Source organism: Novosphingobium aerophilum (genome assembly GCF_014230305.1).
Taxonomy (GTDB): Bacteria; Pseudomonadota; Alphaproteobacteria; order Sphingomonadales; family Sphingomonadaceae; genus Novosphingobium; species Novosphingobium aerophilum.
This window is the reverse complement of sequence record NZ_JACLAU010000003.1, coordinates 72,895-97,140: the sequence shown is the minus strand read 5'-3', so window position 1 is coordinate 97,140 and position 24,246 is coordinate 72,895. Positions and strand designations below refer to the sequence as shown.

General features: G+C 66.6%; 24 protein-coding genes. 23 read left to right on the top strand and 1 reads right to left on the bottom strand.

The genetic code is table 11. From position 1 onward, the window contains the following. Positions 1-30 precede the first annotated feature (30 nt). Both H7F49_RS03930 and H7F49_RS03925 read left to right on the top strand, forming a co-directional pair. A complete protein-coding gene (locus tag H7F49_RS03930) occupies positions 31-1,437 on the top strand; it encodes an NAD(P)H-dependent flavin oxidoreductase (RefSeq protein ID WP_185682264.1) in 1,407 nt (468 codons plus the stop codon). A gap of 456 nt (positions 1,438-1,893) precedes the next feature. Continuing rightward, a complete protein-coding gene (locus H7F49_RS03925; RefSeq protein WP_185682263.1) occupies positions 1,894-2,340 on the top strand; it encodes a hypothetical protein in 447 nt (148 codons plus the stop codon). Between the two features lie 88 nt (positions 2,341-2,428). Here H7F49_RS03925 and H7F49_RS03920 read toward each other — a convergent pair whose 3' ends face one another. Beyond that, entirely contained in the window at positions 2,429-3,748 is a 1,320-nt protein-coding gene (locus H7F49_RS03920; protein ID WP_185682262.1) for an ammonium transporter, read from the bottom strand. A 213-nt stretch (positions 3,749-3,961) separates the two neighbouring features. Between H7F49_RS03920 and H7F49_RS03915 the strand changes: the two genes are divergently transcribed. The 21 genes from H7F49_RS03915 to H7F49_RS03815 all read left to right on the top strand — a co-directional run bounded on the left by H7F49_RS03915 (position 3,962) and on the right by H7F49_RS03815 (position 24,221). After that, a complete protein-coding gene (locus tag H7F49_RS03915; RefSeq protein WP_185682261.1) occupies positions 3,962-4,474 on the top strand; it encodes an SH3 domain-containing protein in 513 nt (170 codons plus the stop codon). 229 nt (positions 4,475-4,703) lie between these two features. After that, a complete protein-coding gene (locus H7F49_RS03910) occupies positions 4,704-5,078 on the top strand; it encodes an NADH-quinone oxidoreductase subunit A (protein ID WP_185682260.1) in 375 nt (124 codons plus the stop codon). Further along, positions 5,075-5,632, top strand: coding sequence for a NuoB/complex I 20 kDa subunit family protein (locus H7F49_RS03905; protein ID WP_214647637.1), 558 nt, complete (start codon positions 5,075-5,077; stop codon positions 5,630-5,632). Before H7F49_RS03910 ends, H7F49_RS03905 begins: the two co-directional genes overlap by 4 nt. Positions 5,633-5,738: 106 nt before the next feature. Further along, positions 5,739-6,623 (top strand): NADH-quinone oxidoreductase subunit C, encoded by an 885-nt coding sequence (locus H7F49_RS03900; RefSeq protein WP_185682259.1) that lies wholly within the window; start codon positions 5,739-5,741, stop codon positions 6,621-6,623. Positions 6,624-6,763: 140 nt separating this feature from the next. Then, the gene (locus H7F49_RS03895; RefSeq protein WP_185682258.1) at positions 6,764-7,975 is read left to right on the top strand and encodes an NADH-quinone oxidoreductase subunit D; all 1,212 of its coding nucleotides are present in this window, start codon (positions 6,764-6,766) and stop codon (positions 7,973-7,975) included. After that, on the top strand, positions 7,972-8,322 hold the full coding sequence (locus H7F49_RS03890; RefSeq protein WP_185682257.1) for a nuclear transport factor 2 family protein: 351 nt from the start codon (positions 7,972-7,974) through the stop codon (positions 8,320-8,322). Before H7F49_RS03895 ends, H7F49_RS03890 begins: the two co-directional genes overlap by 4 nt. Further along, positions 8,319-8,516, top strand: coding sequence for a hypothetical protein (locus H7F49_RS03885; RefSeq protein ID WP_185682256.1), 198 nt, complete (start codon positions 8,319-8,321; stop codon positions 8,514-8,516). Before H7F49_RS03890 ends, H7F49_RS03885 begins: the two co-directional genes overlap by 4 nt. Beyond that, the gene (locus H7F49_RS03880) at positions 8,509-9,177 is read left to right on the top strand and encodes a complex I 24 kDa subunit family protein (protein ID WP_185682255.1); all 669 of its coding nucleotides are present in this window, start codon (positions 8,509-8,511) and stop codon (positions 9,175-9,177) included. The genes H7F49_RS03885 and H7F49_RS03880 overlap by 8 nt, the downstream gene beginning before the upstream one ends. A gap of 155 nt (positions 9,178-9,332) precedes the next feature. Continuing rightward, positions 9,333-10,619, top strand: a complete 1,287-nt coding sequence (gene nuoF, locus H7F49_RS03875) for an NADH-quinone oxidoreductase subunit NuoF (protein WP_185682254.1) — start codon at positions 9,333-9,335, stop codon at positions 10,617-10,619. Between the two features lie 184 nt (positions 10,620-10,803). Then, on the top strand, positions 10,804-12,825 hold the full coding sequence (gene nuoG / locus H7F49_RS03870; RefSeq protein ID WP_185682253.1) for an NADH-quinone oxidoreductase subunit NuoG: 2,022 nt from the start codon (positions 10,804-10,806) through the stop codon (positions 12,823-12,825). A gap of 163 nt (positions 12,826-12,988) precedes the next feature. Next, the gene (nuoH, locus tag H7F49_RS03865; RefSeq protein ID WP_185682252.1) at positions 12,989-14,035 is read left to right on the top strand and encodes an NADH-quinone oxidoreductase subunit NuoH; all 1,047 of its coding nucleotides are present in this window, start codon (positions 12,989-12,991) and stop codon (positions 14,033-14,035) included. Beyond that, positions 14,032-14,517: an NADH-quinone oxidoreductase subunit NuoI gene (gene nuoI / locus H7F49_RS03860; RefSeq protein ID WP_185682251.1), complete on the top strand. Its 486-nt coding sequence runs from the start codon at positions 14,032-14,034 to the stop codon at positions 14,515-14,517. The genes nuoH and nuoI overlap by 4 nt, the downstream gene beginning before the upstream one ends. A gap of 12 nt (positions 14,518-14,529) precedes the next feature. After that, positions 14,530-15,147: an NADH-quinone oxidoreductase subunit J gene (locus H7F49_RS03855; RefSeq protein WP_185682250.1), complete on the top strand. Its 618-nt coding sequence runs from the start codon at positions 14,530-14,532 to the stop codon at positions 15,145-15,147. Positions 15,148-15,331: 184 nt separating this feature from the next. Beyond that, entirely contained in the window at positions 15,332-15,637 is a 306-nt protein-coding gene (nuoK, locus tag H7F49_RS03850) for an NADH-quinone oxidoreductase subunit NuoK (RefSeq protein WP_185682249.1), read from the top strand. A gap of 6 nt (positions 15,638-15,643) precedes the next feature. Beyond that, the gene (gene nuoL / locus H7F49_RS03845; protein WP_185682248.1) at positions 15,644-17,704 is read left to right on the top strand and encodes an NADH-quinone oxidoreductase subunit L; all 2,061 of its coding nucleotides are present in this window, start codon (positions 15,644-15,646) and stop codon (positions 17,702-17,704) included. 31 nt (positions 17,705-17,735) lie between these two features. Further along, entirely contained in the window at positions 17,736-19,295 is a 1,560-nt protein-coding gene (locus H7F49_RS03840; RefSeq protein WP_185682247.1) for an NADH-quinone oxidoreductase subunit M, read from the top strand. Next, a complete protein-coding gene (gene nuoN / locus H7F49_RS03835) occupies positions 19,295-20,758 on the top strand; it encodes an NADH-quinone oxidoreductase subunit NuoN (RefSeq protein ID WP_185682246.1) in 1,464 nt (487 codons plus the stop codon). The genes H7F49_RS03840 and nuoN overlap by 1 nt, the downstream gene beginning before the upstream one ends. After that, positions 20,751-21,509 carry a biotin--[acetyl-CoA-carboxylase] ligase gene (locus H7F49_RS03830; protein ID WP_185682245.1) on the top strand — a complete coding sequence of 253 codons (759 nt, stop codon included), beginning with the start codon at positions 20,751-20,753 and terminating at the stop codon, positions 21,507-21,509. The genes nuoN and H7F49_RS03830 overlap by 8 nt, the downstream gene beginning before the upstream one ends. A 12-nt stretch (positions 21,510-21,521) precedes the next feature. Continuing rightward, a complete protein-coding gene (locus H7F49_RS03825) occupies positions 21,522-22,301 on the top strand; it encodes a type III pantothenate kinase (RefSeq protein ID WP_185682244.1) in 780 nt (259 codons plus the stop codon). Further along, positions 22,298-23,932, top strand: a complete 1,635-nt coding sequence (locus tag H7F49_RS03820) for a ribonuclease J (protein ID WP_185682243.1) — start codon at positions 22,298-22,300, stop codon at positions 23,930-23,932. Before H7F49_RS03825 ends, H7F49_RS03820 begins: the two co-directional genes overlap by 4 nt. 4 nt (positions 23,933-23,936) lie before the next feature. Continuing rightward, on the top strand, positions 23,937-24,221 hold the full coding sequence (locus H7F49_RS03815) for a DUF1467 family protein (RefSeq protein WP_185682242.1): 285 nt from the start codon (positions 23,937-23,939) through the stop codon (positions 24,219-24,221). Positions 24,222-24,246 lie beyond the last annotated feature (25 nt).

Genomic DNA, 24,246 nt, shown 5'->3' with positions numbered 1-24,246 from the left:
TTTGTGGGTGACGGGGAAGTACAAGGCACAATGGCATTCAAGGGACTACAGCCGATTCTCTATGGCGGACGTGAAGTCTGGCCGCTGGTCGAGGGCGGCAAGGGCGTGGCCGCGACCAATCACACCAGTTCGGGCGCCTGGGCGGCGGCCGGCGGCATCGGCACGGTCAGCGCGGTCAATGCCGACAGCTACGACGCCGAAGGCAAGATCGTGCCGCAGGTCTACAATGCGCTGACCCGCCGCGAACGCCACGAGGAGCTGATCCGCTATGCCATCGACGGCGCGGTCGAGCAGGTCCGCCGGGCCTATGACATCGCCAGCGGCAAAGGCGCGATCAACATCAACGTGCTGTGGGAAATGGGCGGTGCCCAGCAGGTGCTGGAAGGCGTGCTCGAAAAGACCCGCGGCCTGGTCACAGGGGTGACCTGCGGCGCCGGGATGCCCTACAAGCTGAGCGAGATCGCGGCGCGGTTCAACGTCAACTACCTGCCGATCGTCAGTTCGGGCCGGGCCTTCCGCGCGTTGTGGAAGCGGGCCTACCACAAGGTGGCCGACCTGATGGCCGCGGTGGTTTACGAGGATCCGTGGCTGGCGGGCGGGCACAACGGCCTGTCCAACGCCGAGGACCCGCGCAAGCCCGAGGATCCCTATCCCCGGGTCAAGGCCCTGCGCGAGACGATGCGGGCCGAAGGCGTGCCCGACAGCGTGCCGATCGTCATGGCCGGCGGGGTCTGGTTCCTGCGCGAGTGGGACAACTGGATCGACAATCCCGAGCTGGGGCAGATCGCCTTCCAGTTCGGCACCCGTCCGCTGCTGACCGAGGAAAGCCCGATCCCGCAGGCCTGGAAGGACCACCTGCGCACGCTGGAGCCGGGCGATGTCCTGCTCCACCGCTTCTCGCCCACCGGGTTCTACAGCTCGGCCGTGCGCAATCCGTTCCTGCGCAACCTGGAAGCGCGGTCCGAGCGCCAGATTCCCTATTCCAAGGTCAGCGCGGGTGAGCACACCGTGCAGCTCGACGTGGCGGTGAAGGGCAAGAACTTCTGGGTTACCCCCGCCGATCGGGATCGGGCGCGGGCCTGGTTCGGCGCCGGCTTCACCGAAGGGTTGCGCACCCCCGACGACACGCTGGTCTTCGTCACCCCGGCCGAGCGCGAGGAGATCCGCAAGGATCAGTCGGACTGCATGGGCTGCCTGTCACACTGCGGCTTCTCGTCGTGGAAGGATCACGACGACTACACCACCGGCCGCCTCGCCGATCCGCGGAGTTTTTGTATCCAGAAGACCCTGCAGGACATCGCCCATGGCGGTGAGATCGACCAGAATCTGATGTTTGCCGGCCATGCCGCTTATCGGTTCAAGCAGGATCCGTTCTATTCGAACAACTTCACGCCCACGGTGAAGCAACTGGTCGATCGGATCCTGACCGGCGACTGAGCCGGCCGGGGGCGCCGGCCCGGAGCGCCCCCGGCGTGGCCGGTTGCGGAACAATACGCGTAATTGCGACGACCTGCCCGCAGAGACGGGTGGGATTGATCGTTGTCGGCAGGTAAAAGCTGATTTATCACAAAAGCGAAGGTCGCGCCCCAATTGGGCTATAAGTGACGGTTCCGAACGTCCCGAGCGCTGTTGGCCCAGCCATGTCTGGTGGTCAGCCGCTGCGAGGGATGGTGCGACCATCCAGCGATCGAGGCGCCCCGGGCATGGTCCGGACGAGGCGCCCGTCTGGTGTTATTTACGCCAAAAATCCGAATAAAATAAATTGGATACGGTCATTCTGATCGATTGACAAAGACCCCGTGGACAATGGTAAACCTTGTTCACGGGATGGTTAACAACTGTCTCGTCGCGGCCGGGAAACCGCGTGGTCTTGTTTGACCTATGGGGGTTGCAATGCTGCATGTGGAACATGACGCCAGTCTGATCAAAGACCTTTGCGGCGTGATCGAACGCTATTCGACGCGCCGGCCGTTGACCGAGGTCGAACAGGAGCAGGCGATCGACCTTGCCGCTCTCCGCGTGTGGGAGGCCCGCCGCGCCCGCAACCAGGTGCTGGCGTCGCATCTGCTGGGCGAACCCGGCTGGGACATGCTGATCGACCTGTTCATCGCCGAGCGTCAGGGCCGGGTCAGTCTGGTCAAGTCGGTGTGCCTCGCCTCGGGCGTGCCCTATACCACCGCCTGGCGCTGGTTGCGTGTGCTCGAGCGGGAAGGGCTGGTTCGCCTCGCCAGTGACAGCAAGGACCTGCGCCGCGTGGTCGTCCGCATCAGCGAGAGCGGCTATGCCAAGATGCACGAGTTCTTCGGCATGCTGGCCAGGGACGGCCGGTTCGAACCCTGATCCCGCGCGGCAATAGGCCGGAGACGCAAAAAGGGGCGGGAGACCTGGTATCTCCCGCCCCTTTTCGGTGCGTGACGCGGTGCGCCGGTCAGTCGACCATTTCCCAGGCGCGCTCGCCATGGCTCGACAGGTCGAGCCCCTCGCGCTCGGCGTCTTCCGAGACGCGCATCGGCAGGAACAGGTTGAGCCCCAGCGCGAGGATCGCCGTGGCCACGGCTGAGAAGGCCGCGACCAGTCCGACCCCGACCGCCTGGGCCACGCCCTGGCTGACCATGCCCATCTGGCCGGCATAGCCGGTTCCGCCCAGGGCGGGGGCCAGGAAGGGGGCAAGCAGCAGCGATCCGGTCATCCCGCCCACCCCGTGGACCGCGAAGACGTCCAGCGAATCGTCGATCTGCAGGCGGAACTTGATGAGATGGATCATCGGGTAACAGACCACGGCGGCAACGGCTCCGAACACGAAGGCCGCGCCGGGCGAGATCAGCCCGGCCGCGGGCGTGACGGTCGCCAGCCCGGCAATCGCCCCGGTGGCGAAACCGATCGAGGTCGATTTGCCGACGTGGAAGCGTTCGATCAGGATCCACGCCAGAGCCGCGACGCAGGCGCCGGCATGGGTGTTGATGATCGCTGCGGCGGCATCGTCATTGGCCGCGAGCGCCGAACCGCCGTTGAAGCCGAACCAGCCCATCCACAGCAGGGCCGCGCCGGCCATGGTCAGGGCAGGGCTGTGCGGCAGCATCAGCGTCTTGGGGAAGCCGGTGCGGCGTCCCATCAGCGCCGCGACCACCAGCGCCGAGACGCCGGCCGTGGTGTGGACGACGATGCCCCCGGCATAGTCGAGCACGCCCAGCTTGGTGGCGAGCCAGCCGCCGCCCCAGATCCAGTGCGCCACCGGGGCATAGACCACCAGCCCCCAGAGCGCGCCGAAGGCCACGACCCAGCCGAACCGGGCGCGGTCGACCCAGGCTCCGACCATCAGCGCCGGGGTGATCGCCGCAAAGGTCATCTGGAACAGGGCAAAGGCGCTTTCCGGCACCTGCGTTCCGGCGCGAACATTGCCAAGGTTGTTGAGCATCGTGGCAGTCCCGGCGCCGAGCCAGCCGTTGGTGACCGGGCCGAAGGCGAGCGTGTAGCCGACCATGATCCACAGCATCGAGGCAATCGCCACGATCGCTCCGCACTGGACCATGACCGACAGGAAGTTCTTGGCCCGGACCAGACCGCCGTAGAACAGGGTGAGCCCCGGCGCCGCCATCAGCAGTACGAAGGCGGCCGATACCAGCAGCCAGGCCGTATCTCCCGAATTGGCCATGTCCAGCGCGCCTTCCTGCGCATGGGCGGCATTTGGCGCCAGGGTTGCGGCCAGCAGGAGCGAGGCCGCGGTGGTCCGCGCGGTCCGTGTGATCATCGATTGTCCCTCCAGGTCCCGGGTTTCCCGGTCGACCCTCCGCGCGGGGGATTAGGCACAAGCCCCGGGTCGCGCAAGCGACCGGCGCAACCGCTCGCCATGATCGCCCGCGCGGGGCCCCTGGCCAAGCGGGGACGGAGGAGGAGGCGTGAGAAGGACGAAGGGCCACAGGCGCCTTGAAGGTGGCGCAAGGGACAGGCTAAGGGATCGCGAATGGTCGTCTCCCCCTCGCGCAACTTGCTGATAGTCCTTGCCCTTGCCCTCAGCCTGGCCGGAATGCTCACCGGTGCCCCGGTGCGGGCCCAGGACACCGGGGTGCCTTACTGGGCCTCGCTGCGGGGCCGGGAAGCCAACCTGCGGGTCGGACCGGGCGAGGATTACCGCATCGCCTGGCGTTACCACCGTGAGCACCTGCCGATGAAGGTCCTGCGGGTCATGGAGGGCTGGCGCCTGGTCCAGGATCCCGACGGGGTGCGGGGGTGGATGCTGGCCCGCTTCCTCAAGCGCGAACGCGGCGCGATCGTGCGCGCCCCGGACGGGGCCCCGGCCGGTTGGCTGGCCGAGATGCGCGCGGGCAGCGAGCCCGGAGCCAAGCTGCTCTGGCGGCTTCAGCCCGGCGTGACCGGCCGGCTCGGCGACTGTGTCGACGGGTGGTGCGAGTTCGATGCCGCGGGGCACCAGGGTTTCGTGCGCGCCGATGCCGTGTGGGGGGCCGGGCAGCCCTGATCGTCAGGCCCATAGGTCGCGCCAGCCCGGTCAAGGGCCGGGCCTCCTGCGTACAAGAACGTATTTGAATCGTTCGACATTGCGCGATCGGTGCGACGATTCGGCCGGTCTCCCCTGCTGGCTCACAACGTTTGCAGCATGAGGGGTGCATATTGCGCCGCACAGCACTTGCGCCGGACGCGGCAGCGGACTAGGGCGCCCCCATAGCTCAGCAAGACGAGTCAGCCCCTTGGTCGACCTGATCCAATACCTGCCGATCCTGATCTTCCTGGTCATCGCCCTCGCGCTCTCGGCAGCCTTCGTTTTCCTCCCCATGGGGGTGTCGCGACTCACCGGGACGCATAACCCGAACACCGAGAAAAACTCGGAGTACGAATGCGGTTTCCCGGCCTTCGAGGACCCGCGCAGCCAGTTCGACGTGCGGTTCTATCTGGTCGCGATCCTGTTCATCATCTTTGACCTGGAAGCCGCCTTCCTGTTCCCCTGGGCCGTGAGCCTGAAGGAGACGGGCCTGGCCGGCTGGCTGACCATGATGCTGTTCCTGTTCGAGCTCGTGATCGGGTTCATCTACGCCTGGAAGAAGGGCGCTCTGGATTGGGAATGACCGACATGACTGCCGCTCCCGCCACCTTCCCGGGTTCCACCGGGGCCATCGTTCCACCCGACCAGTCGTTCTTCGACGGCCTCAACAGCGAGGTCTCGGACAAGGGCTTTCTTGTCACCAGCACTGAGGAGCTGTTCCAGTGGGCCCGCACCGGCTCGCTGTGGTGGATGACCTTCGGCCTGGCCTGCTGCGCCGTGGAGATGATCCACGTCAACATGCCGCGCTATGACATGGAGCGCTTCGGTGTCGCCCCGCGCGCCTCGCCGCGCCAGTCGGACGTGATGATCGTCGCGGGCACGCTGTGCAACAAGATGGCTCCGGCGCTGCGCAAGGTCTATGACCAGATGTCGGACCCGAAGTACGTCATCTCGATGGGGTCCTGCGCCAACGGCGGTGGGTACTATCACTACAGCTACAGCGTCGTGCGCGGCTGCGACCGGATCGTGCCGGTGGACATCTATGTCCCGGGTTGCCCGCCGACCGCCGAGGCGCTGCTCTATGGCGTGATGCAGTTGCAGCGGAAGATTCGCCGCGTGGGGACGATCGAGCGGTGATCTCCCTGTTTTCCAGTTTCCCACAGCCGTTCGTGTCGAGCGAAGTCGAGACACGCCGCGCTGACGTGTCTCGACTTCGCTCGACACGAACGGGGGTTTTGTCCTGATGACCGTGCTTCATTCCGCCCCCCGGTTCGCGGCCGAGGACGGCCTGCTGGATCGTCTGGCCGCCGCCCTCGGCGACCAGCTTGTCGCCGCGCGCGAGGAATACGGCGAGACCGTGCTCGACGTGCAGCGCGAGGCGATCGTGTCCGTGCTGACCACGCTGCGCGACCGGTTCGAATACCAGCAGCTGATGGAGATCGCCGGGGCCGATTACCCCGCCCGCGCCGAGCGGTTCGAAGTGGTCTACATGCTGTTGTCGGTCACACGGAATCACCGGGTGATCGTGAAGGTCCGCGCCGCCGAGAACACTCCGGTGCCCACCGTGACGACGATCTGGCCGAATGCCGGCTGGCTCGAGCGCGAGGTGTTCGACATGTACGGCGTGCTCTTCTCGGGCAACACCGACCTGCGCCGCATCCTCACTGACTACGGCTTCGAGGGGCATCCCTTCCGCAAGGACTTCCCGCTGACCGGCTATGTCGAACTGCGCTATTCCGAAGAGGACAAGCGCGTCGTCTATGAGCCGGTCAAGCTGGCCCAGGACCTGCGCACCTTCGATTTCATGAGCCCTTGGGAAGGCGCCGACTACGTGCTGCCGGGCGACGAGAAGGCGGCACCCCCGCCGCCGGCTCCCGCGCCTGTCGCGACCGCCCCGGTCACCGGCGGCGCGCCCAAGGTGGACACGCCCAAGACCACCGATACGCCCGCCGCCACCGGTGCCGGCGAAAAGGCCGATGCCGAGGCGGCCAAGCCCAAGCGCGCGCGGACGACCAAGGCCGCGGCCGCAGCGGCGCCCGATGCCACCGAAGCCCGGCCCGCGCGCAAGCCGCGCGCCAGGAAGGCTGGCGATGAGGGCGGGGCTGGCCCCGCGCCGGAGGGTAGCTGACCCATGACCAGCCTGATCCTTCCTCGTCACCCTGAACTTGTTTCAGGGTCCATCTCTCCCCTGGCACCAGCATCGCGTTCGGCGCGATGGATCCCGGATCAAGTCCGGGATGACGGGTGTGTTATGCGGGGTGTGTCCCGATGAGCATGCAACTCGAGCAGTCGCCCACCACCGGCGACGAGGTCATCACCAACTACACGATCAACTTCGGGCCCCAGCACCCGGCGGCGCACGGCGTGCTGCGCATGGTGATGGAGCTGGACGGCGAGATCATCGAGCGGATCGATCCCCACGTCGGCCTGCTTCACCGCGGCACCGAAAAGCTGATCGAGCACAAGACCTACCTGCAGGCGCTGCCGTACTTCGACCGGCTCGACTACTGCTCGCCGCTGGCGATGGAGTACAGCTACGTCCTGGCGGTGGAGAAGCTGCTCAACCTCGAGGTGCCGCTGCGCGGGCAGTACCTGCGCGTGCTGTTCGCCGAGCTGACCCGCATCTGCAACCACATGCTCAACATCGGCTCGCACGTCATGGACGTCGGCGCGATGACGCCGAACCTGCTGCTGTTCGAGATCCGCGAGGACTGCCTGAACTTCTTCGAGCGGGCCAGCGGCGCGCGGATGCATTCGGCCTGGTACCGCCCGGGCGGCGTCGCCCGCGACGTGCCGGAAAAGCTGCTGGTCGATCTGGGCAACTGGATCGACGAGCGGCTGTTCCCGCTGTTCGAGGACGCAATGAGCCTGGTGGTCGACAACCGCATCTTCAAGCAGCGGAACGTCGACATCGCTCTGGTCAGCCGCGAGGATGCGCTGGCCTGGGGCTTTTCGGGCCCGATGATCCGTGCCGCGGGCATTCCGTGGGACCTGCGCAAGAGCCAGCCCTACGATGTGTACGACCGGATGGACTTCGAGATTCCGGTGGGCACCAATTCGGATTGCTATGACCGGATGATGGTGCGCGTCGAGGAGGTCCGCCAGTCGGCCCGGATCATGCGCCAGTGCCTGGCCGAGATGCCGTCAGGTCCGGTCGCCAGCACCGACCGCAAGGTGGTCCCGCCCAAGCGCGGCGAGATGAAGAGTTCGATGGAAGCGCTGATCCATCACTTCAAGCTCTACACCGAAGGCTTCCACGTGCCCGCCGGCGAGGTTTATGTCGCCACCGAGAGCCCCAAGGGCGAATTCGGCGTCTATCTGGTCAGCGACGGTAGCAACAAGCCGTACCGCTGCAAGATCCGCCCGACCGCCTTCAGCCACCTCCAGGCGATGGACTTCATGTCCAAGGGTCACATGCTCCCCGACGCGACCGCCATCCTCGGCGCGATCGACGTGGTATTCGGGGAGTGTGACCGGTGAGCAACCTCGCCACCGCCAAGGCGATGATCGCCGCCTATAACGCGCAGGACGTGGACACCTACGTCTCGTACATGACCGAGGACGCCTGCGAGGCGAACTACCGCGGTGATGTGGTGCGCGAAGGCAAGGAAGGCACCCGTTCGGGCCTTGCCGCCGCTTTCGCCCGCTGGCCGCAGAACCATGCCGAGATCGTCGAGGCCCAGGCCATCGGCAGCTACGTCCTGATGCGCGAGCATGTCACGCGCGGCCCCGCCACCGACGGCTCTCCGCTGGTCGAGCCGTTCGACGTGGTGGCAGTCTATTCTTTTGAGGGCGACAAGTGCTCTCGCGTGGAGTTTATCCGGTGAAGTCCACATTCGATCTGATGCGCGTCTGGGCGGCGCTGACCGGGCTGGTCCTGACCGCCTGCTACTTCGGCGCGCTGGCCTTCGGCGTCGCGATGAGCGAGACCCTGCCCATGCTGATTGGCGCGATCGGCGGGTTCGAACTGGCGCTTTATGCCCAGGACCTCTGGCTGAAGCGGAGCCGCCAGCATGGCTGACCGTTACATCGAACCCGATAGCCCCGAGCTGCGCGCGCGTTGGGGCAACTGGGCCTGGACGCCCGAGAACGCGGCCAAGGCGCAGGAAATCATCGCGCGCTATCCCGAAGGGCGCCAGCGCTCGGCGGTGATGCCGCTGCTCGATCTGGCCCAGCGCCAGGTCGGTGCCGAGACCCAGACCCAGGGCTGGTTGCCGATTCCGGTGATGGAGGTGATCGCGGCGCAGCTCGACATGCCGATCATCCGCGTGGTTGAGGTCGCGACCTTCTACACCATGTACAACCTGGTCCCGGTGGGCCGCTTTCACGTGCAGGTCTGCGGGACCACGCCGTGCATGCTGCGTGGCTCGGACGACATCATCAAGGCCTGCCAGCAGCGCGGGATGAAGCCCGGGCACACCACCGCGGACGGTCTCTGGACCTTTACCGAGGTCGAATGCATGGGCAACTGCGCCTCGGCGCCGATGGTCCAGATCAATGACGACAATTACGAGGACCTGACCGCCGAGCGGCTCGATGCCGTGCTCGACGCGCTAGCCCGGGGCGAGCAGCCCAAGACCGGCACGCAGGAGCCGGGTCGTCATACGGTCGAGCCGGTCGGCGGGCCGACCACGCTGACCGCGATGGTCGACGCCAATCACGACTACCGGGGGGAGTGGTAAGCCATGGCTGCCATCTGTTTCCTGAACCAAATCCCCACGCCCGCTCACGCTGAGCTTGTCGAAGCGCACGCGCGGCAGTGGACCCAGGGGCAACCCGCAGCGTGTGGCCTTCGACAGGCTCAGGCTGAGCGGGTCTTTGCGAACGAGGTAGGCCTGTGAGCTTGCAGGACAAGGACCGCATCTTCACCAATCTCTACGGCTATCAGCCGTGGAGCCTGAAGGCCGCGATGGCGCGGGGCGATTGGGATAACACCAAGGCCCTGCTCGCCCGCGGGCAGGATGCGATCATTCAGGAAATCAAGGATTCCGGCCTGCGCGGCCGTGGCGGCGCCGGCTTCCCGACGGGCATGAAGTGGTCCTTCATGCCCAAGGAAAGCCGCGACGGTCGGCCGAGCTTCCTGGTGATCAACGCCGACGAGTCTGAGCCCGGTTCGTGCAAGGACCGCGAGATCATCCGCCACGATCCGCACAAGCTGATCGAGGGCGCGCTGGTTGCGGGCTTCGCGATGCGCGCGCGGGCGGCCTATATCTACATCCGCGGCGAATACATCCGCGAGGCCGAGACGCTGTTCGCCGCCGTGGCCGAGGCCTATGACGCCGGGCTGCTGGGCAAGAACGCCTGCGGTTCGGGCTATGACTTCGACGTCTTCGTCCACCGCGGCGCGGGCGCCTACATCTGCGGCGAAGAGACCGCGATGATCGAAAGCCTCGAGGGCAAGAAGGGCCAGCCGCGCCTGAAGCCGCCGTTCCCGGCCGGGGCGGGGCTCTATGGCTGCCCGACCACGGTCAACAACGTGGAATCGATCGCCGTCGCGCCGACCATCCTGCGCCGCGGCGCCGGCTGGTTCTCCAGCTTCGGGCGGGACAACAACAAGGGCACCAAGCTCTTCCAGATCAGCGGGCACGTGAACAAGCCCTGCGTGGTCGAGGAGGAGATGAGCATCCCCTTCCACGAGCTGATCGAGAAGCACTGCGGCGGCATCCGCGGCGGGCGCGACAACCTGCTGGCGGTGATCCCGGGCGGCTCGTCGGTCCCGCTGGTCCCGGCCGAGCAGATCTGGGACGCGCCGATGGACTTCGACGGCCTGCGCGCGCTCGGCTCGGGCCTGGGCACGGCGGCGGTGATCGTGATGGACAAGTCCACCGACATCGTTCGCGCCATCAGCCGCCTGTCCTACTTCTACAAGCACGAGTCCTGCGGCCAGTGCACCCCGTGCCGCGAAGGCACCGGCTGGATGTGGCGCGTGATGGAACGCCTGCGCACCGGCGACGCCGCGGTCGAGGAGATCGACATGCTGCAGCAGGTCACCAAGCAGGTCGAAGGCCACACCATCTGCGCCCTGGGCGACGCGGCCGCCTGGCCGATCCAGGGCCTGATCCGCCATTTCCGTCCGGAGATCGAGCGGCGGATTGCGGAGAATACGCGGGAGGCGGCGGAGTGACCGACACGTCGACCACTCATACCGTCATCCTGAACTCGTTTCAGGATCCATGTCTCCACTCGCGCCGGAGTGTAGCGGTGGGGAACGGGGGCGCGGTTTCGCGTCAGCACCGCGCTTCGGCGCGCGGGGCGCGATGGATGCTGAAGCAAGTTCAGCATGACGAATCTGTGCGGGGGAACCGCTGATGCCTAAAGTCACCGTAGACGGCACCGAACTCGAGGTCCCGGCCGGCGCCACCGTGCTCCAGGCCTGCGAGCTGGCCGGCAAGGAAATCCCGCGCTTCTGCTATCATGAGCGCCTCTCCATCGCCGGCAACTGCCGGATGTGCCTGGTCGAGGTGAGCCCGGGGCCGCCGAAGCCGCAGGCGTCGTGCGCGCTGCCCGCCACCGAGGGCCAGGTCATCAAGACCGACAGCGAGATGGTGAAGAAGGCGCGGGAAGGGGTGATGGAGTTCCTCCTTATCAACCACCCGCTCGACTGCCCGATCTGTGACCAGGGCGGCGAATGCGACCTGCAGGACCAGTCGGTGGCCTATGGCCGCGGCGCCTCGCGCTATCACGAGAACAAGCGCGCCGTGACCGACAAGTACATGGGCCCGCTGATCAAGACGCAGATGACCCGGTGCATCCACTGCACCCGCTGCGTGCGGTTCTCGGAAGAGGTGGCCGGGGTCGACGAGATCGGCGCGCTCTATCGCGGCGAGAACATGCAGATCTCGACCTATCTCGAGCACGCCGCCAAGCATGAGCTGTCCGCCAACGTGATCGACCTCTGCCCGGTCGGCGCGCTGACCTCGCGGCCCTATGCCTTCGAGGCGCGGCCGTGGGAGCTGAAAAAGACGCTGTCGATCGACGTGTCCGACGCGATCGGTGCCAACATCCGGCTCGACAGCCGGGGGCGCGAGGTGCTGCGCATCCTTCCGCGCGTCAACGACGACGTCAACGAGGAGTGGCTCAGCGACAAGGGCCGCTATCAGGTCGATGGCCTGACCAAGCGCCGGCTCGACCGGCCGTGGATCCGCCGCGACGGCAAGCTGACCCCCGCGACCTGGGCCGAGGCCTTCGCCGCGGTCGCCTCGATCAAGCCGGGCAGCAGCATTGCCGCCGTGGCCGGTGACCTGGTCGATTGCGAGACGATGTTCGCGGCCAAGACCCTGCTCGGCGCGCTGGGTTCCAGCCTGCTCGAAGGCCGCCAGACCGGGATGAGCTACGCTGCGGACAACCTGGCTGCGGTGAATTTCAACACCACGCTGGCCGGGATCGAGCTGGCCGATGCGGTGCTGATCGTCGGCAGCCATGTCCGCTGGGAAGCCCCGCTGCTCAATGCCCGCCTGCGCAAGGCGGTGAAGCGCGGCGCTAAGGTCTTCGTGGTCGGCCCCGAATATGACCTGACCTACAAGGCCGAGTTCCTGGGCGACGATGCCGCGCTGCTCGGCAAGCTGCCCAAGCATGTCGGCGAGGCCTTCGGGGCGGCCAAGCGTCCGGCGGTGATCCTGGGCGGGGCGGGCCTCGCCAAGGGCGCGCTCGGTCCGCTGCTGGCCCTGGCCGAGCAGTGGAACCTGGTGCGCACGCTGGAGGATGGCACCGCCTGGAACGGCTTCAACGTGCTGCACATGGCGGCCAGCCGGATGGGCGGGCTGATGCTGGGTTATGCCCAGGCCGGCGGGATCGCCGATCTGGTCGCGGCCAAGCCCAAGCTGGTCCTGTCGCTCGGCGCGGACGAGGTCGACTACACCCGCTTCGCTGGGTCGATGGTGGTCTACATCGGCCACCACGGCGACAAGGGCGCCCATGCCGCCGACATCATCCTGCCCGGATCGGCCTATACCGAGAAGGCCGGGACCTACGTCAACACCGAGGGCCGGGTGCAGTTCGCCGAGAAGGCCGTCTTCGCGCCAGGCGATGCCCGTGAGGACTGGACGATCCTGCGCGCGCTGGCCGATGCCTTCGGCGTTTCGGTCGGCTTCGACAGCTTCGAGGATCTGCGCGCGGCGATGATCGCGGCGGTCCCGGCGCTGGGTGTGGAGGGGCTGGCGGATTACGGCGCCCTGCCCAAGGCCGACAAGACGGCAACCGCGGAAGGCACGATCGCCTATCCGATCAAGGACTTCTACCTGACCAACCCGATCGCCCGCGCCTCGGCGACGATGCAGCGCTGCTCGGCCGAGCTGATCCACGGCGAAGACTTCGCGGAGGCGGCGGAATGATGACGCTGCCGGAGTTCCTCCCCGAAACGGGGAGGGGGACCATGCGCAGCATGGTGGAGGGGCAGGTGCCGGTGGGCGCCTCCCGCAGTCTTGGCGTGACGGGGCCTGTGCCCCTCCACCACCTGCGGTGGTCCCCCTCCCCGTGCCGGGGAGGAATTGACTGATGACCGCATTCTTCCAATCGCTCGGCCTCTCGTTCGAGGCGGCCTGGACCATTGCCACCGTCGCCGGCATCCTGCTGATCGCCTTCCCGGTGATGCTGGCCGTGGCCATCGTGATCTATTTCGATCGCAAGATCTGGGCGGCCATGGCGCTGCGCAAGGGCCCCAACGTGGTCGGCCCCTTCGGCATCCTGCAGAGCTTCGCCGACGGGCTGAAGGTGTTCCTGCAGGAAACGATCATCCCCTCGGCGGCGAACAAGGGCCTGTTCCTGATCGCGCCGATCATCACCTTCACCGTGGCGCTGCTGGCCTGGGCGGTGATCCCGTTCAGCGCGACCGCGATCCTCTCGAACATCAACGTCGGGCTGCTCTACATCCTCGCGATCTCGTCGCTGGGGGTCTACGGCACGGTGATCGCGGGCTGGTCGTCCAACTCGAAGTACCCGTTCTTCTCGGCGATGCGCGCTTCGGCGCAGATGATCTCCTATGAAGTCTCGATCGGCTTCATCCTGATCTGCGTGGTGCTGTGGGCCGGGTCGTTCAATCTCCAGACCATCGTCGAAGCGCAGAAGGGCCACGTCTTCGGGATCATCAACGGCTTCGTCGCCAACCCGCTGCTGTTCCCGATGTGGGTGATGTTCCTGATCTCGGGCATGGCCGAGACCCAGCGCGCGCCGTTCGACCTGACCGAAGCCGAGAGCGAGCTCGTCGCCGGGTACCAGACCGAATATTCGTCGATGGCCTTCGCGCTCTACTGGCTGGGCGAGTACGCCAACGTGCTGCTGATGTGCGCGCTCAACGCCGTGCTGTTCTGGGGCGGTTACCTGCCGCCGCTCGACATCCCGGTGCTCTATGCCGTGCCCGGACTCGTGTGGATGCTCGGCAAGATCCTGTTCTTCTTCTTCATCTTCAGCTGGGTGAAGGCGACCGTCCCGCGGTACCGCTATGACCAGCTGATGCGGCTGGGCTGGAAGGTGTTCCTGCCCGTCTCGCTGGCGTGGGTCGTCATCGTCAGCGGCTATCTCATGTTCACCGGACACTTCGCATGACCGTTGCCCAGCTCATCAAGAGCTTCACGCTCTGGGAATTCGTGAAGGCTCACCTCCTCACCCTGAAGTACTTTTTCAAGGTGAAGGCGACCATCAACTATCCCTTCGAGAAGAACCCGCTTTCGCCCCGTTTCCGTGGCGAGCACGCGCTGCGCCGCTATCCCAGCGGGGAGGAGCGCTGCATCGCCTGCAAGCTGTGCGAGGCGGTGTGCCCGGCCCAGGCGATCACGATCGAGGCCGAACCGCGCGAGGACGGCAGCCGCCGCACCACGCGCTACGACATCGACATGACCAAGTGCATCTACTGCGGCTTCTGCCAGGAAGCCTGCCCGGTGGACGCCATCGTCGAGGGGCCGAACTTCGAATTCGCGACGGAAACGCGCGAAGAGCTGCTCTACGACAAGGCCAAGCTGCTCGCCAACGGGGACAAGTGGGAGCGCGCCCTGGCCGCGAACCTTGAAGCCGATGCACCGTACCGGTAGGGGCGCCCGCACATGATCCAAGTCATCGCCTTTTACCTCTTCGCCACGCTGTGCATCGCCGCCGGCGCCCTCACGATCCTGGCCCGCAACCCGGTCCATTCGGTGCTGTGGCTGATCGTCGCCTTCTTCAACGCCGCCGGGCTGATGGTGCTGGTCGGGGCCGAATTCATCGCGATGCTGCTGGTGATCGTCTACGTCGGGGCCGTCGCCGTGCTGTTCCTGTTCGTGGTCATGATGCTGGACATCGATTTCGCCGAGCTGCGCGCCGGGTTCATCCGCAACTTCCCGCTGGGCTTCGCCCTGGCGCTGGTCCTGCTGATGGAGCTGGTGCTGGGCATCGGCGCTTACCGGGCCGGTGCGCTCAAGCTGGGGACGCCCGACGGCACCGCCGCTCCGCTCGCCGGGGCCAACAACATCGAGGCGATCGGCGCGCTGCTTTACAGCCGCTACCTGTTCCTGTTCGAGGCAGCCGGCCTGGTCCTGCTGGTCGCGATGATCGGCGCGATCGTGCTGACCCATCGCCAGCGCAGCGACGTGCGCGGCCAGAACATCGCGAAGCAGAACGCGCGGCGTCCGGACGAGGCGACGCACAACGTCAAGCCGGAAGTGGGCAAGGGGGTTTCGCTGTGAGGCCGAGGTCCCCAAACCCCGCCGTCATCCTGAACTCGTTTCAGGATCCATCGTTCGGCCAGGCTCGGTGCCCCGCAAGGGTAAGCGGCGCCTCCGCAGTGTGCCTGCCCGACAACCGGCGCGGTGGGGCGGCATGGATGCTGAAACAAGTTCAGCATGACGAATTCAGGGGAGCTGTGCGGCCATGATCGGCGTCGAACACTATGTCGTGGTGAGCTCGATCCTGTTCGTGCTGGGCGTGCTGGGGATCTTCCTCAACCGCAAGAACGTGATCATCATCCTGATGGCGATCGAGCTGATCCTGCTCGCGGTGAACCTCAACCTGGTCGCCTTCTCGAGCTTCCTGGGCGATCTGACCGGCCAGATCTTCGCCATGTTCGTCCTGACCGTGGCGGCGGGTGAGGCGGCGGTCGGCCTGGCGATCCTGGTCATCTACTTCCGTGGCCGCGGCACCATCGCGGTCGATGATGTGAACCGGATGAAGGGGTAAGGTTTCGTGAACGCCATTCTCTTCATCGTCTTCCTGCCGCTGCTGGCAGCGATCGTCGCCGGGTTGGGCAACAAGCAACTCGGCAATGTTCCGGCCAAGGTGGTGACCACCGGCGCGCTGTTCGTGTCCTGCGCGCTGTCCTGGCCGATTTTCCTGTCGTTCCTGGCCGGTTCGGCCGAGGCCAGCGTCACTCCGGTCCTGCACTGGGTGCAGTCGGGCTCGATGACCTTCGACTGGGCGCTGCGGGTCGATACGCTGACCGCGGTGATGCTGGTGGTGATCACCAGTGTCTCGGCGCTCGTGCACCTCTATTCGTGGGGCTACATGAGCGAGGAGCCCGATCAGCCGCGCTTCTTCGCTTACCTGTCGCTCTTCACCTTCGCCATGCTGATGCTGGTGACGGCGGACAACCTGGTGCAGATGTTCTTCGGCTGGGAAGGGGTGGGCCTCGCCTCATACCTGCTGATCGGCTTCTGGTTCCGCAAGCCCTCGGCCAGCGCCGCCGCGATCAAGGCCTTCGTGGTCAACCGCGTGGGTGACCTCGGCTTCATGCTGGGCATCTTCGGCACCTATCTGGTGTTCAACACTGTCTCGATCCCCGAGATCCTGGCCGCCGCGCCGTCAATGGCCGGATCGACCATCGGCTTCCTGGGCTATCGCTTCGACACCATGACCGTGCTCTGCGTGCTGCTGTTCATCGGCGCGATGGGCAAGTCGGCGCAGTTGGGCCTGCACACCTGGCTGCCCGACGCGATGGAGGGCCCGACCCCGGTCTCGGCCCTGATCCACGCGGCGACCATGGTCACCGCCGGCGTGTTCATGGTCTGCCGGCTTTCGCCGATGTTCGAGGTGAGCCCCACCGCGCTGGGCTTCGTCACCTTCATCGGCGCCGCCACCTGCTTCTTCGCCGCCACGGTGGGGACTACGCAGTGGGACATCAAGCGGGTGATCGCCTATTCGACCTGCTCGCAGCTGGGCTACATGTTCTTCGCCGCGGGCGTGGGCGCCTTCGGCTCGGCCATGTTCCACCTGTTCACGCACGCCTTCTTCAAGGCGCTGCTGTTCCTGGGAGCCGGCTCGGTGATCCACGCGATGCACCACGAGCAGGACATGCGGTATTACGGCGCGCTGCGGAAGGAGATCCCGGTCACCTTCTGGGCGATGATGATGGGCACGCTGGCCATCACCGGCGTGGGTATCGTGGACGTGTTCGGCTTTGCCGGGTTCTATTCGAAGGACTCGATCCTCGAGGCGGCCTATGGCGCCGGCACCGAACTGGGCAGCTTCGCCTTCTGGTGCGGGATCACTGCCGCGCTGATGACCAGCTTCTATTCGTGGCGCCTGGTCTTCCTGACCTTCTATGGCAAGCCGCGCTGGGCCGCGTCCGAGCATATCCAGCACGCGGTGCATGACAGCCATGGCCATGGCCACGACGATCATGCCCACGATCACGCCCACGGCCACGACGATCATGGCCACGACCATCATGCCGCGCACGACGGGACAGGCGGCTATCACCCGCACGAAAGCCCGCTGGTCATGCTGGTGCCGCTGATCGTGCTGAGCCTGGGGGCGGTCCTCGCCGGCTACGTCTTCCACCATGCCTTCATCAGCGAAGGCACGGGCGAGTTCTGGAAGGGCAGTCTGGTGTTCGCCGAGCACACGCTGCACGCCATGCATTCGGTGCCGACCTGGGTGAAGTGGGCGCCGTTCTCGGTGATGGCGCTGGGCTTTGTCACGGCCTGGTATGCCTACCTGAAGAACCCCGGACTGCCCGCCGCCTTCGTCGAGCAGTTCGGCGTGCTGCACCAGTTCGTGTTCAAGAAGTGGTACTTCGACGAACTCTACGATTTCCTGTTCGTCCGTCCGGCCTTCTGGTTCGGCAAGGTGTTCTGGAAGCAGGGCGACGTTGGCATCATCGATCGGTTCGGTCCCAACGGCGCGGCCTGGGTCGTGGCGCAGGGCTCGCGCGTCGCGCAGCGGGTCCAGTCGGGATATCTGTACAGCTATGCGCTGGTCATGCTCATCGGCCTGGTGACGGCGATCAGCTACGTGGTGGCGCGGTGATGCGCGCGGCCATGAGCGGGGGTAGAAAGTAATGTCCGGGTTTCCCATCCTCACGCTGATGCTGCTCGTGCCGCTGGCCGGTGCGGTTGGCTGCCTCGTCTCCGGCGACAAGGCTGCGCGGCAGATCGCGCTGGTTGCGACGCTGATCGATCTGGCGCTGGGTGCCGTGCTCTGGGCGCAGTTCCAGATCGGCGGGCCGCAGTGGCAGTTCGTCGAGCATGTGCCACTGTTCGCCGGGTTCTCCTGGGCGCTCGGGATCGACGGGATCGCCCTGCTGCTGATCCTGCTCTCGGTCTTCCTGATGCCGATCTGCATCGGCGCCAGTTGGGAAGCGGTGACCAAGCGGGTCGGCGAATACTATGCCGCCTTCCTGCTGATGGAGACGCTGATGATCGGCGTCTTCGCGGCCCAGGACCTCTACCTGTTCTACATCATGTTCGAGGCCGGCCTGATCCCGATGTACCTGATCATCGGCATCTGGGGCGGGCAGGACCGGATCTACGCCAGCTACAAGTTCTTCCTCTACACCCTGCTCGGATCGGTGCTGATGCTGATCGCGATGCTGTGGATGGCGCATGAGGCCGGGACGACCGACATCCCGACGCTGATGGCCTATGACTTCGCGCCCGCCGCGCAGACCTGGCTGTTCCTCGCGTTCTTTGCCAGCTTCGCGGTGAAGATGCCGATGTGGCCGGTCCACACCTGGCTGCCCGATGCGCACGTCCAGGCGCCGACCGCCGGGTCGGTGATCCTGGCCGGCGTGCTGCTGAAGATGGGCGGCTACGGCTTCATCCGCTTCTCGCTGCCGATGTTCCCCGAAGCCTCGGCGCAGTTTTCGGGACTGGTCTTCGCGCTGTCGATGATCGCGGTGGTGGTCACCTCGCTGATCGCGCTGGTCCAGCACGACATGAAGAAGCTGATCGCCTATTCGTCGGTCGCGCACATGGCGATCGTGACCATCGGCCTGTTTGCCTTCAACGTGCAGGGCCTGGAAGGCTCGATGATCGTGATGCTCAGCCACGGGCTGGTCTCCGGCGCGCTATTCCTCTGCGTGGGTATCATCTACGACCGGCTGCACACCCGCGAGATCGACCGCTATGGCGGCCTGTCGATCAACATGCCGCGCTATGCCCTGTTCTTCCTGCTGTTCACCATGGCCTCGATCGGCCTTCCCGGGACCAGCGGTTTCGTGGGCGAGTTCCTCTCGCTCGGCGGGATCTACCAGGTGTCGAGCTGGGTGGCGCTGGTCTGCACCACGGGCATCATCCTGGGCGCGGCCTATATGCTTTACCTCTATCGCCGCGTGGCCTTCGGGGACCAGAAGCACGCCGATGCGGCCGCCATGACCGACCTGACCCCGCGTGAGCTGGCCATGGTTGTCCCGCTCGCTCTCGCGGTGCTGTGGATGGGGGTCTATCCCGAAAGCTTCCTGGCGCCGATGCGCGCCGACATCGCCGCGCTGGACGCGCGCGTCGCCCGGGCCAAGCCGGCTGGCGATGCGAAAGTCACGCCCGGCAAACCCGTTGTACACGCCGAAGAACACGGGGCCGCCCATGCCGAGCATGGCGCCGCGCCCGAGGGGGCTCACTGATGGACTGGTCGCAGTCGCTGCGCCTTATCGCGCCTGAAGAAACTCTGTCCGTCGCCGGGCTGATCCTGTTGCTCGTCGCCGCCTGGGCGGGGGACAAGGCCGCGCGGGCCATCTCGATCGCCGCGGTCGCCGCACTGGTCGCCGCGATGGCGCTGGTCGCCCCGGCGCTGTGCAATGGCGCCATGGGCCCGGAGACCGCGGCGTTCGGTGGGCAGATGCGCGCCGATGCCTTCGCCAGCTTTGCCAAGCTGCTGATCTACGGTTCCGCCGCTGTCGCCCTGGTGGTCGCCCCCAGCTTCTTCGATCGGGTCCGGGCCATGCGCGCCGAGTATCCGGTGCTGGTGCTGTTCGCCGCGGTCGGCACCGGGATGATGGTCTCGGCCGGGGACTTCCTGACGCTGTACATCGGGCTCGAGATGAACTCGCTGGCCAGCTACGTCCTCGCCGCCTTCCTGCGCAGCGACGACCGCTCGGCCGAGGCGGGGCTCAAGTACTTCGTGCTGGGCGCGCTCGCCAGCGGCATCCTGCTGTTCGGGATCAGCCTGACCTACGGCTTCACCGGCACGACCAGCTTTGCCGGCGTCCATGCTGCGCTGGGTGGCGGGCTGAACACCGGCATGGTGTTCGGGATCGTCTTCGTCCTGGCCGGGATCGCCTTCAAGATCGCCGCGGTGCCCTTCCACATGTGGACGCCCGACGTTTACGAGGGCGCACCGACCCCGGTGACCCTGTTCTTCGCCACGGCCCCCAAGGTCGGCGCGATGGGCATGCTGATGCGGGTGGCGATCGTCGCCTTCGGCAGCGCAGCGGGAGCCTGGCAGCAGATCGTGATCTTCGCGGCCGTGGCCTCGATCGTGATCGGTGCCCTCGGCGCGATCGGGCAGCGCAATATCAAGCGCCTGCTCGCCTATTCGTCGATCAACAATGTCGGCTTCATCCTGATCGGCCTGGCCATCGCCACCCCGCAGGGCTCGGCGGCGATGCTGACCTATCTGGCGATCTATGTCGCGATGACGGTGGGCAGCTTCGTCGTGGTGCTGGCGCTGCGTGACCACAATGGTGCACCGGTCGAGGACCTTGCCGACATGGCGGGTCTTTCGACCACCAATCGCCTGCTCGCGTGGGTCATGCTGGTCCTGATGTTCAGCCTGGCCGGGGTCCCCCCCATGTTCGGCTTCTGGGGCAAGTTCGTCGTGTTCCAGGCTGCGGTCGATGCTGGCTTCATGCCGCTGGCCACGATTGGTATCGCCGCCTCGGTGATCGGCGCGTTCTACTACCTCAAGGTCGTCAAGGTCATGTTCTTCGACGAGCCTGCCGGGAAGGTGGGCCGCGAGAGCGAGCTGGTGCACAGTGCGCTGCTGATCGGCACCAGCCTGTTCCTTTCGCCCCTGGGTTACCTGCTGACCAAGTGGCTGGGCGGATTGACCGGCCACGCCGCCGCGGCGCTGTACCACTTTGCCTGATCCGTTCGCCCCGAGCGGCCGTGCGGCTGCCGGGGTCGAGACGGTCGGCGAGACCGGCTCCACCAATGCCGACCTGCTGGCCCGCCTGGCGGCGGGCGATGTGCTACCGGAGGGGGCCTGGCTGGTGGCCGACCGGCAGACCGCCGGGCGCGGGCGGCAGGGCCGGGCCTGGAGCGATGGCTACGGCAATTTCATGGGCTCGACCCTGGTCCGTGTCCGCCCGACCGATCCGCCGCTGCACACCCTGGCGCTGGTCGCCGGTCTGGCCCTGCTGGAGGTGGTCGCACCGCGGCTGCCGGCGCCGGTGCAGGCTCAGCTCAAATGGCCCAACGATCTGCTGATCGGCCCGGCCAAGCTGGCCGGGATCCTGCTGGAGCGCAGCGGGGACGCGGTGGTGATCGGCATCGGCGTCAATCTCGCCGTGGCGCCCGGGGTGGAGGGCCGCGAGACCGTGGCCCTGTCCGCCTTCGGCCCGGCGCCCGACCGGGACACCTTCGCCGCCGATCTGGCACGGTCCTTCGCCACCGATCTGGCCCGGTGGCGGGATTATGGCCTGGATCCGGTGATCGCCCGCTGGCTCGCCGCCGCCCATCCCGTCGGGACCCCGCTGCTGGTCGGTGAACCGGGGGAGCCGGCCCTTGCGGGCAGCTTCGCCGGGCTGGATGGCGATGGGGCCTTGCGCTTGCGCCTTGGCGACGGCACGACGCGCACGATCCACGCCGGCGAAGTCCGGCTCGCCGCTTCAGACTGACAGGACCCCACGATGCTGCTCGCCATCGATCTCGGCAACACCAACGTGGTCTTCGCGCTGTTCGAAGGCCGCAAGATCCGCGCGCGCTGGCGCATCGCCACCGATCCCCGGCGCACCGGTGACGAATATGCGGTGTGGCTCTCGCAACTGCTGGTGCTGGAAGGGATCGAGCGCAGCGCGATCGATCAGATCATCGTGTCCACGGTGGTTCCGCGGGCGCTGCACAACATCAAGGTCCTGGCCGACAAGTACTTCGGCGTCACCCCGCTGGTGGCGGGCGAGGGCGCAGCGGACTATGGCATGGCGATCGACGTCGACCAGCCGCGCTCGCTTGGCGCCGATCGCGCGGTCAATGCCGTGGCTGCTCATGCGCGTTACAGCGGCGATCTGGTGATCGTGGACTTCGGCACGGCAACCACCTTCGACGTGGTGGACTTCAACGGGGCCTACAAGGGCGGGATCATCGCCCCCGGGATCAACCTGTCGCTCGATGCGCTGGTCGGGAACACCGCCAAGCTGCCGCGCATTGCGATCGAGGCGCCGCGATCGACCAGCGTGATCGGCACCAACACCGAAGACCAGATGTTGATCGGGGTCTTCTGGGGCTATGTCGCGATGATGGAAGGATTGATCGAGCGGATGAAACGGGAAGTGGGCCGCCCGGCCAAGGTCATCGCCACGGGGGGGCTCGCCGTCCTGTTCGACAAGCACACCACGATCTTCGACGCGGTCGATCCCGATCTGACGCTCGACGGTCTGGCCCTCCTGGCCGAAAGGGCGAACGCCCAGTGACCCCCGGCAAGGAACTGCTGTTCTGCGCGCTCGGTGGCTCGGGCGAAATCGGCATGAACGTCAACCTCTATGGGTGTGACGGCAAGTGGCTGATGGTCGATCTGGGGATGACCTTCAGCGGCAACGAGTATCCCGGCGTCGATCTGGTCTTCGCCGATCTCGATTTCATCGAGCGGGAACGCGACAATCTGATCGGCGTGGTCCTGACTCATGCGCACGAGGACCATATCGGTGCCGTGCCCTATTTCGCCGAGGATCTGGGCGTTCCGCTGTATGCCACGCCGTTCACCGCCCGGCTGGTCCGCGCCAAGCTGGACGAGGCCGGCATCGCCAATCGGGTCACGCTGAACGTGATCGACCATCTTGACCGGTTCGAGCTGGGGCCGTTCGGCATCCGCTATGTTCCGCTGGCCCACTCGATCGCCGAGGGCAACGCGCTGCTGATCGACACGCCTTACGGCAAGATCTTCCACACCGGCGACTGGAAGCTGGATGATGAGCCCCAGATCGGCGTGCCCGCCACCACCGCGGAACTGACCGCGATCGGTGACGAGGGCGTGCTGGCACTGGTCTGCGATTCGACCAACGTGTTCAATCCCGAGGGTTCCGGGTCCGAAGGCGAGGTTCGTCGCGGGCTGCTGGCCGAGGTGGAGAAGCACGCCGGCAAGCGCGTGCTGGTCACCACTTTCGCGTCCAACGTCGCGCGGCTGCAGACCCTGGCCGACGTGGCCGAGGCGACCGGGCGGCGGCTGTGCGTGGCCGGGCGCTCGCTGGACCGGATCATCGGCGCGGCCCAGGCGAGCGGCTACCTGAAGGGGTTTCCCGATCTGGTCGATGCCGACACCGCGATGAACCTGCCTCGCGGTGACGTGCTGATCGTTGCCACCGGCGGCCAGGGCGAACCGCGCGCGGCTCTGGCGCGGATTGCCGAGGGGCACCACGATATCGCGCTGGAGCGGGGGGACGTGGTCCTGTTCTCCAGCCGGCAGATCCCGGGCAACGAGATCGCCATCGGCCGCATCCAGAACAGGCTCGCGGCCGACGGGGTGACGATCATCACCGACCGGCAGAGCCCGATCCACGTCTCAGGCCATCCGGGGCGGCCCGAGCTGCTGGCGCTCTATGGCTGGATCCGCCCGCAGATCCTGGTGCCCGTCCACGGTGAGATGCGCCACATGAGCGAGCAGGCCCGGCTCGGCAAGCAGGCGGGCATTCCCCGGCAGGTGGTGCAGAAGAACGGCGACCTCGTCCGCCTGGCCCCGGGCAAGCCGGGCAAGTTTGGCGAGGTCCGGGCCGGTCGGCTGGTGCTGGACGGCGATATCATCGCACCGGCCGATGGGCCGGGCATCGTCATGCGCCGCCGTCTGGCCTTCAACGGGCTGGTGGTGGTGGCGCTCGACGGGCGCGGCCAGGTCGAGGTGGCGGGCGTTGGCCTGCCGCTGGAAGAGGACTACGCGGATTTCTGCGCCGAGGCGGCGGAGGACGTGAAGAAGGCGCTGGGTGCGCTGAGGGGTGGCGCCCGCAAGGACCGCGAAGGGCGGATCGAGGCGGCCCGGCTTGCCGCCCGGCGCGCCGCAACCCGCTGGTGCGGCAAGAAGCCGCAGGTTCAGGTCATGTTGCTGGAGGCCTGAGCCGATGCGCTGGACGTCGATCCTGGCGATCTATTGCCTGTTCTGGGTGCTGTCCGCCTTCTTCGTCCTGCCCTTCGGGGTGAGGACGGGCGAGGAGGAAGGGCAGGCCAAGGTGGCCGGCCAGGCCGAGAGCGCCCCGGCCAACTTCTCCTTCGCCCGCGTGGCCAAGCGGGCCACCGTGGTTTCGCTGGTGCTGTTCGCCCTGTTCTACCTGAACTATGTCAACGGCTGGATCGTGGCGGCGGATCTGGATGTCAGCCGGTTCTATCACGGACCGGCGCGGACCTGAGCCAGGCGGCACGGCAAGGCTTGCC

Excerpts from the sequence above, each read along its gene's own strand:
- H7F49_RS03895 (WP_185682258.1), top strand. The coding sequence starts at position 6,764 with ATGAGCATGCAACTCGAGCAGTCGCCCACCACCGGCGACGAGGTCATC.
- H7F49_RS03930 (WP_185682264.1), top strand. The coding sequence starts at position 31 with ATGGCATTCAAGGGACTACAGCCGATTCTCTATGGCGGACGTGAAGTC.
- H7F49_RS03905 (WP_214647637.1), top strand. The coding sequence starts at position 5,075 with ATGACCGACATGACTGCCGCTCCCGCCACCTTCCCGGGTTCCACCGGG.
- nuoI (WP_185682251.1), top strand. The coding sequence starts at position 14,032 with ATGACCGTTGCCCAGCTCATCAAGAGCTTCACGCTCTGGGAATTCGTG.
- nuoK (WP_185682249.1), top strand. The coding sequence starts at position 15,332 with ATGATCGGCGTCGAACACTATGTCGTGGTGAGCTCGATCCTGTTCGTG.
- H7F49_RS03825 (WP_185682244.1), top strand. The coding sequence starts at position 21,522 with ATGCTGCTCGCCATCGATCTCGGCAACACCAACGTGGTCTTCGCGCTG.
- nuoN (WP_185682246.1), top strand. The coding sequence starts at position 19,295 with ATGGACTGGTCGCAGTCGCTGCGCCTTATCGCGCCTGAAGAAACTCTG.
- H7F49_RS03815 (WP_185682242.1), top strand. The coding sequence starts at position 23,937 with ATGCGCTGGACGTCGATCCTGGCGATCTATTGCCTGTTCTGGGTGCTG.
- H7F49_RS03920 (WP_185682262.1), bottom strand. The coding sequence starts at position 3,748 with ATGATCACACGGACCGCGCGGACCACCGCGGCCTCGCTCCTGCTGGCC.
- H7F49_RS03925 (WP_185682263.1), top strand. The coding sequence starts at position 1,894 with ATGCTGCATGTGGAACATGACGCCAGTCTGATCAAAGACCTTTGCGGC.
- H7F49_RS03900 (WP_185682259.1), top strand. The coding sequence starts at position 5,739 with ATGACCGTGCTTCATTCCGCCCCCCGGTTCGCGGCCGAGGACGGCCTG.
- H7F49_RS03915 (WP_185682261.1), top strand. The coding sequence starts at position 3,962 with ATGGTCGTCTCCCCCTCGCGCAACTTGCTGATAGTCCTTGCCCTTGCC.
- nuoG (WP_185682253.1), top strand. The coding sequence starts at position 10,804 with ATGCCTAAAGTCACCGTAGACGGCACCGAACTCGAGGTCCCGGCCGGC.
- H7F49_RS03840 (WP_185682247.1), top strand. The coding sequence starts at position 17,736 with ATGTCCGGGTTTCCCATCCTCACGCTGATGCTGCTCGTGCCGCTGGCC.
- nuoH (WP_185682252.1), top strand. The coding sequence starts at position 12,989 with ATGACCGCATTCTTCCAATCGCTCGGCCTCTCGTTCGAGGCGGCCTGG.
- H7F49_RS03880 (WP_185682255.1), top strand. The coding sequence starts at position 8,509 with ATGGCTGACCGTTACATCGAACCCGATAGCCCCGAGCTGCGCGCGCGT.
- H7F49_RS03855 (WP_185682250.1), top strand. The coding sequence starts at position 14,530 with ATGATCCAAGTCATCGCCTTTTACCTCTTCGCCACGCTGTGCATCGCC.